Origin of the sequence: Halalkalibacter okhensis, assembly GCF_000787375.1 — a bacterium.
GTDB classification, from domain to species: domain Bacteria; phylum Bacillota; class Bacilli; order Bacillales; family Bacillaceae_D; genus Halalkalibacter; species Halalkalibacter okhensis.
On the sequence record NZ_JRJU01000042.1, the window covers coordinates 1 to 16663 of the forward strand.

Consider the following 16663-nt stretch of genomic DNA (forward strand, 5'->3'; position numbering starts at 1 on the left):
GCGCACGGCGCGCGGAGCCATTGCCATTCTTCCTAGCACAGCTTCTAATGGCCGATCTTCCCTTTTGTGTTGGAACTGCTCTCAGCCAATATCTATTCAAAAACAATAAACCAACACTAAAAAAAGTACTAGCCAATTCACCCTTTTTGCACCATTTCCCACAAAAAATACATAGTTTCTGCAACTCTTTTTATTCATTTTACAAATATTACATAAATTTTGAACAAAAAAGCACAATTTTCAATCACAAACGGTCATCTCACACATGCCCACATTTATAGTATTCACCTAATAAAAAATAAGACACCTAAAGGCATCTTATTTTTGTAAAGATTATTTACCTGCAACATCGAGACGATTCGTTGCTCTTCTTAGTGCTAATTCTGCACGTTTGAAGTCAATTGCGTCTGTTTTTGCTGACTCAATACGTTGTCTCGCACGTTTTTCAGCTTCTTTTGCACGGTCTACATCAATATCTGAAGGCAACTCAGCTGCCTCTGCTAAAATCGTTACCTGATCTGGGCGAACTTCAACAAATCCACCTGTCACAGCTACTTTTTCTACAGTGGTGCCTTTATTTAAGCGTACGGCTCCTACAGTTAATGGAGCAACTAACGGGATGTGATTTGGTAAAATACCGAGCTCGCCCTCTACTGTGCGAACCACGACCATATCAACAGCACCGTCATACACTTTGCCATCAGGAGTAACAACACTTACTTGAATTGTCGGCATTTGAAAACCCTCCTAAAGTAGCAAAACCGGGTTTTAATATTTGATAAAGCGAGTCGCCCCGCCTTACCTTAAAGCGCTATTTACGCCATTTCTTTTGCTTTTTCAATTACTTCTTCAATACGACCAACTAGACGGAATGCATCCTCAGGAAGATCGTCGTACTTACCTGAAAGAATTTCTTTAAAGCCTTTGATCGTTTCTTTAACCGGTACATAAGATCCTGGCTGGCCAGTGAACTGCTCGGCAACGTGGAAGTTTTGAGATAAGAAGAATTGGATACGACGCGCACGCGCAACGATCAACTTATCTTCCTCTGAAAGCTCATCCATACCAAGGATGGCAATGATATCTTGTAATTCTTTGTACTTTTGAAGTGTAGATTGTACTTCACGCGCAATACCGTAATGCTCTTCTCCAACAATTTCAGGAGAAAGGGCACGTGATGTTGACGCAAGTGGATCAACCGCTGGGTAAATACCCATCTCAGAAAGTTTACGCTCAAGGTTTGTCGTTGCATCTAAGTGAGCAAACGTCGTTGCTGGAGCTGGATCCGTATAGTCATCGGCTGGTACATAGATCGCTTGGATCGATGTTACTGAACCAACTTTTGTTGATGTGATACGCTCTTGTAATTGACCCATTTCAGTTGCAAGTGTTGGTTGGTAACCAACGGCAGATGGCATACGGCCTAGTAGGGCAGAAACCTCTGAACCTGCTTGTGTGAAACGGAAAATGTTATCGATGAAAAGAAGTACGTCTTGTCCATCACGATCACGGAAATGCTCAGCCATTGTCAAACCAGAAAGCGCAACACGCATACGTGCTCCAGGTGGCTCGTTCATTTGACCGAATACCATTGCCGTTTTCTTAATAACGCCAGAGTCTGTCATCTCGTGGAAAAGGTCATTTCCTTCACGAGTACGCTCACCTACACCGGCAAATACCGAGATACCACCGTGCTCTTGAGCGATGTTGTTGATTAATTCTTGGATTAATACCGTCTTACCAACACCAGCACCTCCAAATAGACCGATCTTACCACCTTTAACGTATGGTGCAAGAAGGTCAACAACTTTAATCCCTGTTTCAAGGATTTCCGTTGTCGTTGAAAGCTCTTCAAACTTTGGAGCTTCACGGTGAATTGGATCACGCTTCACGTCTGCTGGAACTTGATCTTTAAGATCGATCGCTTCTCCAAGAACGTTGAATACACGTCCAAGTGTAGCTTCACCAACAGGTACAGAAATTGGTGCGCCTGTATCTACTGCTTCTGTTCCACGTACTAGACCATCTGTTGAATCCATTGCAACTGTACGAACTGAGTTATCGCCAAGGTGCAAGGCAACTTCAAGAGTAACGTTAACATCAACAGCATTGTTATCGCTCTTTTGCGAAACCGTTAATGCATTGTTGATTTCAGGAAGGTTTCCATTGTCGAACTTTACGTCAACAACTGGACCCATTACCTGAGTAATGCGACCTTTATTCATTTTTTAGTCCCTCCTATTCACTACTACTCGACGGGTGAAGGATCTTCGAAAGTTCCTTCTTCCTCTTTACTACTTATCTAATGAGAGACTCCCTTACGCAGGGAGACCTCTATATGGTTCTATTCGAGAGCTGCTGCCCCGCCGACGATTTCCGTAATTTCTTGCGTAATCGCTGCTTGACGTGCTCGGTTGTATACTAATGTTAAATCATCAATGAGAGCAGTTGCATTGTCTGTTGCAGCGCTCATTGCCGTCATACGTGCACCAAATTCACTTGCTTTTGCATCAAGCAAAGCACCGAAAATAAGGCTCTCTGCATATTGTGGCAATAAACGTTCTAAAATGGCTTGCTCAGACGGCTCATACTCATACGCTGTCGTCGTCACACCTTCCGCAATGTTTGTAAGCGGCAAGAGCTTAGACTCCGTTACTTCCTGTGTTAAGGCACTTACGAAGTGGTTATACCACACGTATAGCTCATCAAACACTCCATCAGAGAACATCTCAACCGTTGTCTTAGCTAGATTTTTAATATCATTAAAATCTGGCTGGTCCGCTAGTCCTGTGATCTCTTGAATGATTGGAAGATTACGTTTTTTGAATAAGTCACGTCCGATTCGACCGATGACAATAATTCCGTACTCATCAGGTGATTTATGACGCTCACTAATCGTTTTGAGAAGGGAACGAATTAAACTTGCATTGTAACCTCCAGCTAACCCACGGTCAGAAGTGATCACAACATAGCCTGTTTTCTTTACCGGACGCTCTTCTAGCATCGGGTGAGAAACTTCTGTTGAAGAAGATGCAATACTTGCGACCACCTCACGAATTTTTTCCGTGTATGGTTGGAATGCCTGTGCATTCTGCTGCGCACGGTTCAACTTAGCAGCTGATACCATTTGCATCGCCTTTGTAATTTGCTTTGTCTTCTTTGTCGAAGTAATTCGTCCTTTTATATCTCGCATTGAAGCCATTTCTTTTCACCACCTTTTCGCAAAAACTAATCCGATCTACCTAAGATGTTCAAATGTCAGTTGAACAAATACTAATTAGTTACTAGGAACGAATCCTTTTTTGAACTCACTGATCGCAGCTTTGAACTCATCTTCGTTTGGAAGACCACCAGTTGTGCGAATGTGATCAAGAATTTCTTTCTTGTTATGATCAAAGTAAGTGAATAGCTCTGATTCAAAACGAAGAACGTCTTCAACTGGGATATCATCTAAGAAACCTTTTGTTAGAGCATAAATAATCGTTACTTGGTACTCAACTGGTTGCGGTTTGTGAAGGTCTTGCTTCAAAACCTCAACCGTACGTTGTCCACGATTTAATTTCGCTTGAGTTGCTTTATCTAAATCAGATCCGAACTGAGCGAATGCTTCTAACTCACGGTATGCAGCTAAGTCAAGACGAAGTGTACCAGCTACTTTTTTCATTGCTTTAATTTGTGCAGAACCACCAACACGTGATACAGAAAGACCTGCGTTAACGGCTGGACGAACACCAGAATAGAATAAATCTGATTGTAAGAAGATTTGTCCATCTGTGATCGAAATTACGTTTGTTGGAATGTACGCAGATACGTCACCAGCTTGCGTTTCGATGAATGGTAGGGCTGTAATTGAACCGCCACCTAAATCATCACTTAACTTCGCTGCACGTTCTAATAAACGAGAGTGTAAGTAGAATACATCCCCTGGGAATGCCTCACGACCTGGAGGACGACGTAACAATAATGAAAGCTCACGGTAAGCAGCTGCTTGTTTTGATAAATCATCATAGATGATTAACACATGCTTGCCGTTATACATGAACTCCTCACCCATTGATACCCCTGCATATGGAGCTAAGAATTGCATCGGTGCTGGGTCAGACGCACTTGCAGAAACAACGATTGTATAGTCTAGAGCACCACGTGAACGTAGTGTTTCTACTACACCTGCAACAGTTGTTTTCTTTTGACCAATAGCAACATAGATACAAATCATGTCTTGGTCTTTTTGGTTTAGGATTGTATCGATCGCAATCGCTGTTTTCCCTGTTTGACGGTCTCCGATGATTAACTCACGTTGACCACGTCCAATTGGAACCATTGTATCGATTGATTTAATACCCGTTTGGAGTGGCTCATGAACCGATTTACGAGCCATAACACCAGGTGCTTTGTTTTCAACTGGACGAGTTTTTGAAGAAGCAATTGGACCTAAACCATCGATAGGTTGTCCAAGAGCATTTACAACACGACCAAGTAATTCATCACCGACTGGTACTTCCATGATACGACCAGTACGTTTTACTTCATCACCTTCGCGGATATCTGAGTATGGACCCAAGATAATAATACCGATGTTATTCTCCTCAAGGTTCTGAGCCATTCCCATTACCCCGTTTGAGAACTCAAGAAGCTCACCAGCCATTACGTTTTCAAGGCCATGAGCAAGCGCGATACCGTCACCAACACGGATAACTGTACCTACATCCTGTACTTGAACATCAGACTGAAACTGATCAATCTGCTGTTTAATAAGAGAACTAATTTCCTCTGCTTTAATGCTCATTGCTTTCACCCCTATCTTCTAGCGTGTTCCGGCTACGATATTGCGCTCAAGCTTATCAAGCTGCGCTTTTACTGTGCCGTCATATATGCGATCCCCAATACGGATCTTAATTCCGCCGATTAACTCTGAATCAACGATGTTTTTGATATCAAGCTTTGATTTCTTTGCTTTTTTCGCAAATACTTTTGCGATATGGTCTTGCTCTTTTTCTGATAATGGCTTCGTTGAGTAAACGATTGCTTCAGCCATATCCTGAGCCGCGTAGGCTAATTCTTTGTATTTATCAATCATTGGAACAAGGATATCTGTTCGCTTACGATCAATTAACATAAGAATGGTGTTTAGGCTGACGTTACTTAAGCCTTTAAAGCTTTCTTGGATAAAAGCTTGCTTCTTGGCAACGGTCACCTTTGGATGCGTAAGAAATTGGACAAGTTGAGGTGTGGATTCTACAACACTTTTTACCACTTGTAATTCTTCTTGAATTTTCTTAAGATCATGCTTTTCTTTTGCAAGCTGAAATAGGGCTGAAGCATAACGATTCGCTACTGCTTGATTGCTCATAGCTTATCGCCTACCTCTTTAAGATACTCTTCAACAAGTTTCTCTTGTGCCTTTTCATCTAGCTCTTTTTCAATAACCTTTTTCGCAATTAAAACGGAAAGGCCTGCCACCTGTTCACGAAGAGCAGATACAGCTTGTTCTTTCTCACGTTGAATTTCTGCTAAAGCCGAATCTTTCAAGCGTTCAGCATTTTCACGTGCTTGATCTAGAATATCTTGACCTTGTTGCTCGCTTAGCTTTTTCGCTTGTTGAATAATTTCTTGAGCTTCAAGCTTTGCTTTTTCTAACTCTTTACGTTGTTGTTCAATATAACCCTCTGCATCTTTACGGCTTTTTTCAGCTGAGTCGATATTTTCATTAACGATCTGCTCACGCTTCTCCATTACGCCAAGTAACGGCTTAAGAGCAAACTTGTTGAGGAAGAAAAGTAATACTAAGAATGCTGCAAGTTGATAAAGTATTGATCCCCATGGAATTACAAAACCCATTTCGATTCACTCCTTTCTTGGATGTGAAGAATTTTTTAAATCTATTTATTCACAGACTGCTAAAGACAGTAATTAATGTTTCTTTTAATAGGAACGAACGATACATAAGGAATGGCGAAAGGTCCCAAGATGAACCCTGTCGCCATTTTTATGTGTGAACTTCTCGCCAAATAAGCGATTAGTGCAATTATCCAAATAGTAATAGGAAAGAGATAACGATCGCGATGATCGGAACCGCCTCTGCAAGAGGTACACCGATGAACATAAGTGTTTGCAACGTACCTTTTAGTTCTGGTTGACGCGTTACACCTTCAAGTGTTGCTCTTACGATAATTGCTACTGCAATCGAACCACCGATTGCTGCTAAACCTGCTACAATTGCTACTGCTAATGCTTCCATGAGAATAAGTCCTCCTTAAGGATAATATGATTTTTTAATATTTTTAAACGCTCAAAAATGAGCTGTGTTTAATGATGTTCAACCTTGTGTGCCATGTAAACCATTGCTAGCATCGCAAAAATGTATGCTTGCAGGGTTCCAATGAACATACCAAAGGCTTGCCATACCATTGTCGGGAGGAATCCTCCGAACAATCCAATAGCGCCTGATGTACCTAGGCCAACGAGTAGTACCATGAGAATTTCTTTTGCATATACGTTACCGAATAGACGCATACCAAGCGTTAACGTGTTGGCAAATTCCTCAATGATTTTAAAAGGCAATAGGAATGGTACCGGTCGGACATAGTCCTTAATGTACTCTCCAAACCCTCTAATTTTAATACCATAATAGTGAGTCATAATAATAACGAGCGCTGCCATCGTTAAAGTTAAGGCAGGGTCAGATGTAGGTGATTTCCACCATACTTCGTGAGAGTCCTTATTATAAATTTCAAAAGGAAGTCCCAGCATATTTGCAACGAAGACATAGAATAAAAGTGTGAATGCGAGGGCAATAAATTGTCCGCCAACTTTCCATCCCATGTTCGCTTTAATGATTCCGCGTACGAAATCAATCAGCCACTCCAGGAAGTTCTGTAAACCACTTGGGCGCATTGCCAACTTACGAGTACCGATAAAACAGATTAAGAATACGATTAGACATGCCACAGTCGTCATTAGAACCGTAGACATATTAAACCATAAGCCGCCAATTTGCCTCATAGGTGCTATATGATCCATAATGTTTTCACCTCTTTCTACCAAATTCAATAAGCATATCTGCCATAATGATAATATAGATCAGGGAAAACCCTGTAATGACCGAAATTAAATGTAGCGTCTCGGGGTACATCAAAGCTAGCCACACACATAATATAGCCAACCCTATTCGAATTAAGACGCCAAAACTAGCAATTACATAGGAAAACGCGGAATACTTCTTAAGTCCAGAAGCGACGTCTCCGATGACTTTTGTTTTTCTGAAGGTTGTCCAAAGACTAAGATAACTAAATGCTAGTCCAACAATAAGACCGAGGAATTGCGGTTTATGTACGGTTACAAAGAATCCTACTGTAAAGAGCAACAGAATGACACTTACAACTATCGTATAACGTTTCATCTTTCCATCAACTGTTAACATTACTCTTTACCGTCTCCTAGAAAAGGTTTGACAGCGCTATATACACCGTATAAACCTGTTGAAAGTCCTAAAAACAAACAAGTGATAAGAAAGAATGGTTTGGCTCCAAATTGATTTCCAAGCCACAACCCGAGAAAGACTCCACCAACAGTTCCCCCTACTACGTAGGAAGAGATGGTCGAAACGAGTACGATAGCACGCCACGGACTTCGTTTGCCATTCGTCATGAACAGCCCCCTCTTCGTCTTATGTTTTGGTTTAAAAATCCGATTCTAAACCTTCACACAATTTCACATATGTAAACCTTCTCACCACAACCTTTTTAATCGTACAATAGTGAAAACCTTGTGTCAATGCGTTTTCCCACTAAATAAGTAGGTTATTTCCCGCGTTCACACGATTGTCAAAAAAGTTCACAAATGGGGGTCAGACCCCTCTTTCACACTCTACTGTGATAAAGAGAGATCTGACCCTTAATTTTCGCCCTGTTTCTCTTCCGGGAGCGAGGCTCCGATGGTTATAGTCGATTCAATCGTGTCCTCTTTTCCATCTTTTTTCGCAAAAATTAGCGCCTTGTAATTTCCATCTGGTAAGTCAAGATTGTCCCATTCCTTGCCAACCATGCCACGTCCGATGTTTTCTTTGAAGTCTAAAAACTTGACAAATTGAAATGTGTCGGGGTCATACAACGCAATCCCCATTTCTTCCGCTCCACCTGGTAAGTACAATTCATATCGGTATTCGCCAGGACGATCACCATGCCCAAAGTTAAAGGCCATAGCCCTTGGATAATTCGGTTCTTCAATAAAAAACACATAAGGAATCGAGATCGGGTCTTTTCCACCTTCAATCACAATATCACCATGATGTATGCCTTCTGCAAGGACAGCAGGAAACATATCAAGTTTAAGCGAAACCTCTTTCTTCTCACCTGGTTTTATTTTTGTTGCAAAAGGCACTTCCCATTGCAGCCCGTCAGGAAGCTCAAATGGTGGCTTCACATGAAACGTACGAGTCTTTTTATCATGGTTCTCAATTGTAAACGTCACTTCTCGCTTTTCACGCGGATCCTCTTTTGTCCACTTTCCAAACGTAATCGCCCCTGGATAAGCAAGAGTGGTTGCATCAATCGCTTTGTCAACCTGTAGTCTTCCCGCTCCTTGTTCATAAGGATAATAAGGTTCTCCGTCCTCGTTTAGTAGTTTTTTGGCTGTATTCATCAACGCTGCCTTTATTTGCTCTGGCGTCCAGTCAGGATGAGCTTGTTTCACTAACGCAGCTGCTCCTGCAACATGGGGCGCAGACATGCTCGTTCCATTTAAGCCTAAATATCCCTTTGGTACGGTGCTATCAATCGAAACGCCCGGTGCTACTAAATCAGGTTTTACTTCCCATGATTGCGTGACTGGACCTCTTGAACTAAACGGGGCAATAAAATCTTCCTGGTTACGATAGATCGTCCGTGCATATGGACGTTCTTTGCTTTCTTCAAGCTGTTCTATAAGCCAATCGCCATCCTCTTTTGAAATGCTGACAACCGGAAGCTTTATCCCTTGCTCAACAGCCCCCACAAACGCACCAGGCAAGTTGTTATAAATCAGAACGGCTTTTGCTCCATTCTCCTGGGCATGCTTTGCTTTTTCCGAAAAAGGAATCATTCCTCTTTTAATTAAAGCAATTTTGCCGTTGGCATCTATGTCTTGCCACTCCTCCTCTAGGCCGTGACCAGCATCAACGATTTCAAAATCTCTTTTTAATGTCCACGGCAATGTACCTCCAATTGGAGATAGGGCGATTTCTTTATCCAGACCTGGAATCGTCACAAATGGCGTTTTAATCGGTGGTGCTGATGCTCCAACAGATATCGCTTTTGTGGACGTTCCCGGCGAGCCAACTGTCCACATATTCGGTCCACTATTTCCATTTGATGTGACGGCGACAATGCCTTCTTCCACCGCTTTATCGAGGGCGACACTCGTTGGCCAATCTGGTCCGTTCACTGTATTTCCAAGCGATAAATTCAACACATCAACATCATCGTCAATTGCTTTTTCAATCGCTTCAATGACTTGCTCTGTCGTTCCTTGACCACCCGGACCTAGTGCACGATACGCATAAATATCCGCTTGGGGGGCAACACCTTTCACTTGTCCATTTGCCGCAATAATTCCTGCGACATGCGTACCGTGAAGAGTTGGCGGGCCTTGTGAGGCAACCGTCTCCATCGGATCATGGTCGTAATCAACAACGTCATAGCCACCTTTATAATTTTGCTTTAAATCTGGGTGGCTGTAATCAATGCCTGTATCAATCACAGCCACTTTTATGCCTTTACCCGTTAAATGCTCACCCTTTGGGTCAAGCTTGCCTCTGATGTTATCTGTGCCTACAAATGGCACACTCCCGTCTAAATTCGCTTTATATTCGACAACTTTATCTACTCGTTCAACGTCATTTAACTCTTGCAACATCTTCACTTCACTTTCAAGCACTTCAATGGAAAAGCCATTTAACGCTCGCTTGAATGTTTTCCTTACTTCACTCGAAGGGAATGTTGTCGTCACTTGCTTCAACACATCATCGACTTCTCCTGAAGCTGTAACAATAACAACGACCTTCTCGTCTGATTGATCCACCTTTTTTGCGGTTGGGATTTCAGGGTATATTGCAGCCTGAGCAGAACCAAGACTGATGCTACATGCTATTGTCCATAATAGTAAACACGCGATGACTTTTTTCATATCCATCTCCCCCACCATTTTGCATATGTAGATAGTATGAACAGCAAATAAGAAAACATGCAGACGACGAGCTTTAACAGAGTAAAGAGGGGTGACACCTCTACACTCCTTTACAACAAAAAAGAGGTGGATCCTTCTTGGATCTACCTCTTTTTGACGTTCTTATTTTGTTCCGAATAAGCGATCTCCGGCATCGCCTAGACCTGGTACTATGTAGCCTTTTTCATTAAGCTTTTCATCTAATGCCGCTAGGAAAATATCGACATCCGGATGCGCTTCTTGCGTTAGCTTCACGCCTTCAGGTGCAGCTACAAGACACATAAGCTTGATCGTTTTCGCCCCGCGCTTTTTCAAGCTGTTGATCGCTTCAATGGCCGAACCCCCTGTAGCTAGCATCGGGTCGATTACGATGAATTCGCGCTCTTCCACATCCGTTGGAAGCTTCACGTAATATTCAACTGGCTGCAATGTTTCTGGATCACGGTACAAACCAACATGTCCCACTTTTGCTGCAGGAATCATGCGTAAGATTCCATCTGTCATACCAAGACCCGCACGAAGTATCGGCACTAATCCAAGCTTTTTCCCTGCGATTGTTTTTGATTTCGCCGTTCCTACTGGAGTTTCTACTTCCACATCTTGTAATGGGAGGTCACGAGTAATTTCAAATGCCATCAAACCGGCAACTTCATCAACAAGTTCACGAAACTCCTTTGTTCCTGTTTCCTTATCACGGATATACGTAAGTTTATGCTGAATTAAAGGGTGATCAAATACGAAAACTTTGCTCATACGTTTTTTAGCTCCTTTATTCTTTCTTCATCATGTTACGATGACTTTGCTTCTACAAGATTCTACATAAAAAGCTAATCCCCTTCAAGGCTTATAGTCAGAAATTGTTCGAAACAATAGTTAAAGTAATATTACGAATTTTCAGCTTGGGTGATTGGTAAGAGGGTTAGTGCCTGCTCTCATATTTAACTGCTATATTTCACAAAAACCCTACTACTTCTATATTTGAGGCTGTTTGCATACTTTTTGTTTTTATGAGGTAAGCGTTCTCCACATGTTCGTTCCACCTGAGCTCTAGCCACTCGCTCCCGCAAGGAGGTGTCGAGCCTCCTCTTAATGAGGCCACTGAAAAAGTGCTCGTTATTTCGGACTTGAAAAGTAGCTTCGACCCCGCTCCCGGGATGGGGGGCACGCTTTTCGCAGGCGGGCGTTGAACTAACCGGCTGCGCCGGTGGATTTCAACCTGCCCTTCCCTCCTGCAGGAGTCGGCCCTCCCATCCCGTCCGCTTTGTTGAGAGGAAAGAAGAAATTCCCTACTCTTCAACGAACAAAAGAAAATAGGAGAAATAACTTACTCAAATGCCTTTTGTCTACAGTCTGAAGTTTAATTTTCATCAAACATTTAACTGTCCTATCAAAAGTCACCTTAAGAATGTTCACAAGAGAAATCAAAGAATGTTCAAAAAGCACTGTATAGTAAATGGGTTAAAAGAAATCGCTGAAGATTACACAGATCAACTCAGTTGCTTCCCCCCCTCCGCATACTGCCATGAAAAAAAAGCTGGCCCCCTTAAGGTCCAGCTTCGTCAACTTATAGATGCGTATACATAGGGAATTTCGCTGTTAAAGCAGAAACTCTCGTACGTGCTTCTTCAAGCTTTTCTTCATTATCAACATTTTTAAGCGTTAGAGCAATAATTGAACCGATCTCATCCATTGCTTCAAGATCGAGACCGCGAGATGTAACAGCCGCTGTTCCGATACGGATCCCACTTGTCACAAATGGACTTTGTGGATCAAACGGAATTGTATTTTTGTTCGTTGTAATTCCTACTTCATCAAGAGCGTGCTCTGCCACTTTACCTGTTAGGTCTAGAGAACGTAAGTCTAGTAGAAGAAGGTGATTATCTGTTCCGCCTGAAACGATGTTAATGCCTTCGCTCATTAATTTTTCTGCAAGACGTTTGGCATTATCGATAATGGTTTGACCGTATTCTTTGAATTCCGGCGTTAACACTTCACCGAACGATACTGCTTTTGCAGCGATCACATGCATCAATGGACCACCTTGGATTCCAGGGAAGATCGACTTGTCAATCTTCTTACCGAACTCTTCTTTACAAAGAATCATTCCGCCGCGCGGACCACGAAGAGTCTTATGAGTCGTCGTTGTTACAAAATGAGAATGAGGAACAGGATTTGGATGTAAACCAGCAGCAACAAGACCAGCGATATGTGCCATATCCACCATTAAATAAGCGCCAACTTCATCAGCAATTTCACGGAATTTCGCAAAATCGATTTCACGTGGATACGCACTTGCACCAGCAACGATTAGCTTTGGCTTATGCTCTTTCGCTAATTCACGAACAACATCGTAATCAATGTATTGCGTTTCTTTGTCAACACCGTACTCCACGAAGTTATACTGAACACCACTAAAATTCACAGGACTTCCGTGTGTTAAGTGTCCACCGTGAGAAAGATTCATCCCAAGAACCGTATCGCCTTGCTCTAAAATCGTGAAATAAACGGCCATATTCGCTTGTGCACCTGAGTGAGGCTGCACGTTTACATACTCAGCACCAAAAATTTCTTTCGCACGATCACGCGCTAAGTCTTCAACGATATCAACATATTCACAACCACCATAATAACGACGGCCAGGATAACCCTCAGCATACTTGTTCGTTAATACAGAACCTTGTGCTTCCATAACAGCAGCACTTACAAAATTTTCTGACGCAATCAATTCAATTTTATCACGCTGGCGTCCTAGCTCCTGACGAACGGCTGCAAATACTTTCGAATCTTGTTCTTTTAATGACTTTTGATTCAACATCTCTATTCCCCTTCCAATTGCTTATATTTCGGTTTTCTAACCACCCGACATCTGATTCGCTTTTATCTTACCACAAACATTTCTCTATTTCCGTATGAAATTGATAAAAAGTTATATTTTATTCATGTTCATTTGTTTTTTCATAGACAGCCCGAATGCCGCCAATGAGCTTTGGTCGAGTTTGGGCCATCGTCAAATGCGCTTCCCCTATGGATTTGACTCTACTTCTGACAGGAACGGCCACTTTCTTTAAATGCATGCCAATCAGCGTATCACCAATATCTATGCCCGCTTCCGCTTGGACATCTTCGACTAATGCAGGATTATTCATCATCTTAAACGCATAAGTTGCCATCGCACCACCTGCTTTTCGGACAGGAACAGCCGACACAAGCTCATAACCACGTTGCTTCGCGATCTCTTCCTCGATGACTAGAGCCCGATTTAGATGCTCACAGCATTGAAAGGCTAGCTTTACACCGGTTTCTTGCTGTTGCTTTTTTAACACACTGTAAATCGCTTCTGCCACTTCATGCGAACCGTTTGAGCCAATATGCGAGCCAATGACTTCACTCGTGCTTGTCCCTACAACAAGAAGAACATGTTCCGTTAAAGGAAACACCGTATGTAAGTCTTCTAGGGCACAAGTCAATTGATCTTTGATTTGTTCAATGGGAGTCATAACGTGCCTCCTATTATGTTTCGTAATCGGTAATCTTTTTTAACCGGTTGGCGTGTCTTCCACCTTCAAATTCAGCTCCAAGCCAAATTCTCGCTATTTCCCTAGCAAGCCCTGGACCAATAACGCGTTCGCCCATCGCCAATATATTGCTGTCATTATGTTCACGCGTGACTTGAGCTGTAAACATATCATGAACAAGGGCGCAACGAATGCCCTTTACTTTGTTAGCTGCAATCGACATACCAATCCCCGTTCCACAAACAAGGATCCCACGGTCAAATTCTCCACTGGCTACTTTCTCAGCCACTGGCAAAGCATAGTCTGGGTAATCAACAGAGCTGTTGCACTCACAGCCAAAATCTTCATAAGCGATTTCTAGTTCGTCCATTAACTTCTTAATCTCTTCACGAATATGTAATCCACCATGGTCTGAAGCTATTGCCACTTTCATTTTACCGTACCCCATTCCTCTTTTATATTGTAAAACGTTCGATTGTCGTTTTTAATTTTTTTGCTTGGTCGGAAAGCTCGTGAGCGATGCTTTCCATTTCATTAATGACCGTCCCTTGCTGCTCCGTCATTGCTGAAATGGAAAGTGAACCAGCAGACGTTTCTTCCGCGATGGCTGCCACCTCTTGAGATTCATGTGTTGTTTTCTTTATTGATTCCATTTGACGATCAATCATATGCGAGATATCTGCAATAAACGCATCGACTTCTTTCACCGATTTTTCCATTTCACAAATCGATCGATTGGTTGCTGTTCCTTGCTCAGATTGATTCATAGCGACCGTAACTTGGTTGCCAATTTGCTCAGCGACATTTTTCACTTCTGATTGCATGTTATGAATTAAATCGGTAATGCCTTGAACGGCTTTGGCGCTCTCATCCGCCAAATTTCGCACTTCATCCGCAACAACAGCAAAACCTCGGCCTTGCTCGCCCGCACGTGCTGCTTCTATTGACGCATTTAACGCAAGCAAATTGGTCTGTCCAGCAATATCGCCGACTAATGAAATAATATCCCCGACTTCCTTCGCCTGCTCCTCCAAACGACTGACAGCCGTTAATGATTTTTCATTATCGAGTGCAAGCTGCTGAATTCCTCCAACAAGCGAGTCGACCACTTCTCTGCTTTCTGTTAAACGGTGTACCATGCTATCGGATGATTGCTTTGAATCACGCGCACGCTTTTGTACTTGTTCAGCAATATGTGTGACTTCTTCCATCGATTCTGCTGTGTTTGAAATGGCATAGGCCGTATTTTCTGCCCCTTTTGCTATTTCATCCATCGTTGAACCGATTTGTGTTGCTTTTGTTGCAGCAAGCTCAGACGAAGCGGAAATCTCACTCACTTTTGCATTTGTTCCATTAAAGTTATTTTCGATATCATGTACCATGTGACGTAAACTATGAAGCATTTCGTTGTATGCCAATCCAAGCGCACGAATTTCATCATCCGATTTTGATACAACAATATCATGCTGGATATCCCCAGCTGCTGCACGCCTTGCTGCTTCTTCTACTTCTTTTAGTGGCTTTGTAATGAGCGGCGCTGCGATATAACCAAGAACGCCACTCCAAAAGATTCCCTTCACGAGCGTAAAGATAATTAATGCATTACCACTCAATCCGAGGAGCTCTTCTAATAGATCTGCTAAAAAGAAAATAAAAATTGCGCTAAAACCAAATGTAACAACAGCTAGTCCACTAATTCCCATCACTAACTTTTTTCGAATACTAGCCTTGTAAGACTTCCGTTCCCCCACCATACCGGTTCCACCTCATTATGATTATTCTGTTAATTTTTTTGTGACTGTGTCTAAGCATTGTTCAATTTCTTCAGCGGTTTGTCGATACGCTTCAATTGGACCACCAATTGGATCAGCAATATCTAGATCATTTGAGTCGGGATTGACAAACTCTTTTAAAGTAAAAAGCTTCTCACCCACATGAGGATAGAAAACTTTAATCATCTCTTTATGAGAAGTTGTCATCGTCAAAATAACATCGGCCCAGCCGAGCAGCTCTTCGGTCACTAGTTGCGAAGCATGTTCAGCTGTGATCCCTTTTTCAGCTAAAACGGCTTTTGTCCCTTCTGATGCCGGGCTGTTTGGAAAAGCTTGCACACCAGCAGATTTCACCTCAACACCTTCGTCCATTCGAAAACGAAGAAGCGCCTCGGCCATCGGGCTCCTGCACGTATTTCCGGTGCATACAAACAACACTTTTTTCATGTCATGACCAGCGTCCTTTCTATTACAATACGATTGTTGCTTCATTGCTTGTATGAAGCATTCCCCTTTTACTTTCACGTTCCATATTATCATAACGAATTTAAAAACGGTATATGCAACGAAGGCATTTCTTACCTTTGATTCTCTAGTTTGCGAACGCTAATTTATTTAAAAAATAAGCTTGATCCCAAAGCCAATTAAGATGAAACCGCCAAGAAGTTCTCCATAAGAGCCTACATAATGTTGTAGCCTCGTACCCATGATTAAACCGATCCACGATAACACCATACTGACGATTCCAATCATACAGACCGTTAATGCCGTCTTCGCCCCTAACATCCCGAAGCTCAACCCAGCTGAAAAGCTATCTAAACTAACACTTAAAGCAAATAGAACAAGCCCAAGTCCAACTGGCTGCATGAGTTTGTCATCCTCATCCTTTTTAAAAGAAGACAACACCATCTGCAATCCAATAATCAGCAACAATCCACCACCAATGAATGTGGCAATCATTCCAAAGTAATTGGATAACAATTTGCCCGTCGCAATCCCTAAAAGCGGCATAATTATATGAAACAATCCGATCGTCACACCAATATTAAATATTTGTTTTAATCTAAGACCAAGCATCCCCATACCAAGAGCGATCGAGAATGCATCCATTCCAAGCGCACTTGCCATAATCAACAGTGTCACAAACTCCCCCATCTACAACCACTCCTTGTACAT

18 protein-coding genes are annotated in these 16663 nt (G+C 42.3%); all 18 read right to left on the reverse strand.

What is annotated here, in order from left to right:
- Positions 1 to 333: 333 nt before the first annotated feature.
- Positions 334 to 735: a F0F1 ATP synthase subunit epsilon gene (locus LQ50_RS20315; RefSeq protein WP_034632866.1), complete on the reverse strand. Its 402-nt coding sequence runs from the start codon at positions 733 to 735 to the stop codon at positions 334 to 336.
- 80 nt (positions 736 to 815) lie between these two features.
- A complete protein-coding gene (atpD, locus tag LQ50_RS20320; RefSeq protein WP_034632868.1) occupies positions 816 to 2225 on the reverse strand; it encodes a F0F1 ATP synthase subunit beta in 1410 nt (469 codons plus the stop codon).
- 119 nt (positions 2226 to 2344) lie between these two features.
- On the reverse strand, positions 2345 to 3202 hold the full coding sequence (locus LQ50_RS20325) for a F0F1 ATP synthase subunit gamma (protein WP_034632869.1): 858 nt from the start codon (positions 3200 to 3202) through the stop codon (positions 2345 to 2347).
- A 75-nt stretch (positions 3203 to 3277) separates the two neighbouring features.
- Positions 3278 to 4786 carry a F0F1 ATP synthase subunit alpha gene (gene atpA, locus LQ50_RS20330; RefSeq protein ID WP_034632870.1) on the reverse strand — a complete coding sequence of 503 codons (1509 nt, stop codon included), beginning with the start codon at positions 4784 to 4786 and terminating at the stop codon, positions 3278 to 3280.
- An 18-nt stretch (positions 4787 to 4804) separates the two neighbouring features.
- Positions 4805 to 5350: a F0F1 ATP synthase subunit delta gene (locus LQ50_RS20335; RefSeq protein WP_034632872.1), complete on the reverse strand. Its 546-nt coding sequence runs from the start codon at positions 5348 to 5350 to the stop codon at positions 4805 to 4807.
- Positions 5347 to 5838 carry a F0F1 ATP synthase subunit B gene (atpF, locus tag LQ50_RS20340; RefSeq protein WP_034632873.1) on the reverse strand — a complete coding sequence of 164 codons (492 nt, stop codon included), beginning with the start codon at positions 5836 to 5838 and terminating at the stop codon, positions 5347 to 5349. The genes LQ50_RS20335 and atpF overlap by 4 nt, the downstream gene beginning before the upstream one ends.
- A 187-nt stretch (positions 5839 to 6025) precedes the next feature.
- Positions 6026 to 6238 carry a F0F1 ATP synthase subunit C gene (atpE, locus tag LQ50_RS20345; protein WP_034632875.1) on the reverse strand — a complete coding sequence of 71 codons (213 nt, stop codon included), beginning with the start codon at positions 6236 to 6238 and terminating at the stop codon, positions 6026 to 6028.
- 68 nt (positions 6239 to 6306) lie between these two features.
- Entirely contained in the window at positions 6307 to 7020 is a 714-nt protein-coding gene (atpB, locus tag LQ50_RS20350) for a F0F1 ATP synthase subunit A (RefSeq protein ID WP_034632876.1), read from the reverse strand.
- Positions 7021 to 7027: 7 nt separating this feature from the next.
- Positions 7028 to 7420: an ATP synthase subunit I gene (locus LQ50_RS20355; protein ID WP_034632878.1), complete on the reverse strand. Its 393-nt coding sequence runs from the start codon at positions 7418 to 7420 to the stop codon at positions 7028 to 7030.
- Positions 7420 to 7647, reverse strand: coding sequence for an AtpZ/AtpI family protein (locus LQ50_RS20360; protein WP_034632881.1), 228 nt, complete (start codon positions 7645 to 7647; stop codon positions 7420 to 7422). The genes LQ50_RS20355 and LQ50_RS20360 overlap by 1 nt, the downstream gene beginning before the upstream one ends.
- Positions 7648 to 7893: 246 nt before the next feature.
- Positions 7894 to 10161 carry a S8 family serine peptidase gene (locus tag LQ50_RS26355; protein ID WP_034632883.1) on the reverse strand — a complete coding sequence of 756 codons (2268 nt, stop codon included), beginning with the start codon at positions 10159 to 10161 and terminating at the stop codon, positions 7894 to 7896.
- A gap of 162 nt (positions 10162 to 10323) precedes the next feature.
- Positions 10324 to 10953, reverse strand: a complete 630-nt coding sequence (gene upp / locus LQ50_RS20370; protein ID WP_034632886.1) for a uracil phosphoribosyltransferase — start codon at positions 10951 to 10953, stop codon at positions 10324 to 10326.
- An 811-nt stretch (positions 10954 to 11764) separates the two neighbouring features.
- Positions 11765 to 13015: a serine hydroxymethyltransferase gene (glyA, locus tag LQ50_RS20380; protein WP_034632894.1), complete on the reverse strand. Its 1251-nt coding sequence runs from the start codon at positions 13013 to 13015 to the stop codon at positions 11765 to 11767.
- Between the two features lie 118 nt (positions 13016 to 13133).
- Positions 13134 to 13697 (reverse strand): TIGR01440 family protein, encoded by a 564-nt coding sequence (locus LQ50_RS20385; RefSeq protein WP_034632898.1) that lies wholly within the window; start codon positions 13695 to 13697, stop codon positions 13134 to 13136.
- 13 nt (positions 13698 to 13710) lie between these two features.
- The gene (gene rpiB, locus LQ50_RS20390) at positions 13711 to 14148 is read right to left on the reverse strand and encodes a ribose 5-phosphate isomerase B (RefSeq protein WP_034632901.1); all 438 of its coding nucleotides are present in this window, start codon (positions 14146 to 14148) and stop codon (positions 13711 to 13713) included.
- 22 nt (positions 14149 to 14170) lie between these two features.
- Positions 14171 to 15469, reverse strand: a complete 1299-nt coding sequence (locus LQ50_RS20395; protein ID WP_202595400.1) for a methyl-accepting chemotaxis protein — start codon at positions 15467 to 15469, stop codon at positions 14171 to 14173.
- 21 nt (positions 15470 to 15490) lie between these two features.
- The gene (locus tag LQ50_RS20400; protein WP_034632972.1) at positions 15491 to 15934 is read right to left on the reverse strand and encodes a low molecular weight protein arginine phosphatase; all 444 of its coding nucleotides are present in this window, start codon (positions 15932 to 15934) and stop codon (positions 15491 to 15493) included.
- A gap of 168 nt (positions 15935 to 16102) precedes the next feature.
- Positions 16103 to 16642, reverse strand: a complete 540-nt coding sequence (locus LQ50_RS20405; protein WP_034632908.1) for a manganese efflux pump MntP — start codon at positions 16640 to 16642, stop codon at positions 16103 to 16105.
- Positions 16643 to 16663 lie beyond the last annotated feature (21 nt).

What these genes read in the sequence shown, in the direction of transcription:
- LQ50_RS20385 (WP_034632898.1), bottom strand. Translation starts at nt 13,697, where the DNA reads ATGACTCCCATTGAACAAATCAAAGATCAATTGACTTGTGCCCTAGAA.
- atpF (WP_034632873.1), bottom strand. Translation starts at nt 5,838, where the DNA reads ATGGGTTTTGTAATTCCATGGGGATCAATACTTTATCAACTTGCAGCA.
- atpD (WP_034632868.1), bottom strand. Translation starts at nt 2,225, where the DNA reads ATGAATAAAGGTCGCATTACTCAGGTAATGGGTCCAGTTGTTGACGTA.
- LQ50_RS20355 (WP_034632878.1), bottom strand. Translation starts at nt 7,420, where the DNA reads ATGTTAACAGTTGATGGAAAGATGAAACGTTATACGATAGTTGTAAGT.
- glyA (WP_034632894.1), bottom strand. Translation starts at nt 13,015, where the DNA reads ATGTTGAATCAAAAGTCATTAAAAGAACAAGATTCGAAAGTATTTGCA.
- LQ50_RS20325 (WP_034632869.1), bottom strand. Translation starts at nt 3,202, where the DNA reads ATGGCTTCAATGCGAGATATAAAAGGACGAATTACTTCGACAAAGAAG.
- LQ50_RS20335 (WP_034632872.1), bottom strand. Translation starts at nt 5,350, where the DNA reads ATGAGCAATCAAGCAGTAGCGAATCGTTATGCTTCAGCCCTATTTCAG.
- LQ50_RS20395 (WP_202595400.1), bottom strand. Translation starts at nt 15,469, where the DNA reads ATGGTGGGGGAACGGAAGTCTTACAAGGCTAGTATTCGAAAAAAGTTA.
- LQ50_RS26355 (WP_034632883.1), bottom strand. Translation starts at nt 10,161, where the DNA reads ATGAAAAAAGTCATCGCGTGTTTACTATTATGGACAATAGCATGTAGC.
- LQ50_RS20405 (WP_034632908.1), bottom strand. Translation starts at nt 16,642, where the DNA reads ATGGGGGAGTTTGTGACACTGTTGATTATGGCAAGTGCGCTTGGAATG.
- atpE (WP_034632875.1), bottom strand. Translation starts at nt 6,238, where the DNA reads ATGGAAGCATTAGCAGTAGCAATTGTAGCAGGTTTAGCAGCAATCGGT.
- LQ50_RS20400 (WP_034632972.1), bottom strand. Translation starts at nt 15,934, where the DNA reads ATGAAAAAAGTGTTGTTTGTATGCACCGGAAATACGTGCAGGAGCCCG.
- atpB (WP_034632876.1), bottom strand. Translation starts at nt 7,020, where the DNA reads ATGGATCATATAGCACCTATGAGGCAAATTGGCGGCTTATGGTTTAAT.
- LQ50_RS20360 (WP_034632881.1), bottom strand. Translation starts at nt 7,647, where the DNA reads ATGACGAATGGCAAACGAAGTCCGTGGCGTGCTATCGTACTCGTTTCG.
- upp (WP_034632886.1), bottom strand. Translation starts at nt 10,953, where the DNA reads ATGAGCAAAGTTTTCGTATTTGATCACCCTTTAATTCAGCATAAACTT.
- rpiB (WP_034632901.1), bottom strand. Translation starts at nt 14,148, where the DNA reads ATGAAAGTGGCAATAGCTTCAGACCATGGTGGATTACATATTCGTGAA.
- LQ50_RS20315 (WP_034632866.1), bottom strand. Translation starts at nt 735, where the DNA reads ATGCCGACAATTCAAGTAAGTGTTGTTACTCCTGATGGCAAAGTGTAT.
- atpA (WP_034632870.1), bottom strand. Translation starts at nt 4,786, where the DNA reads ATGAGCATTAAAGCAGAGGAAATTAGTTCTCTTATTAAACAGCAGATT.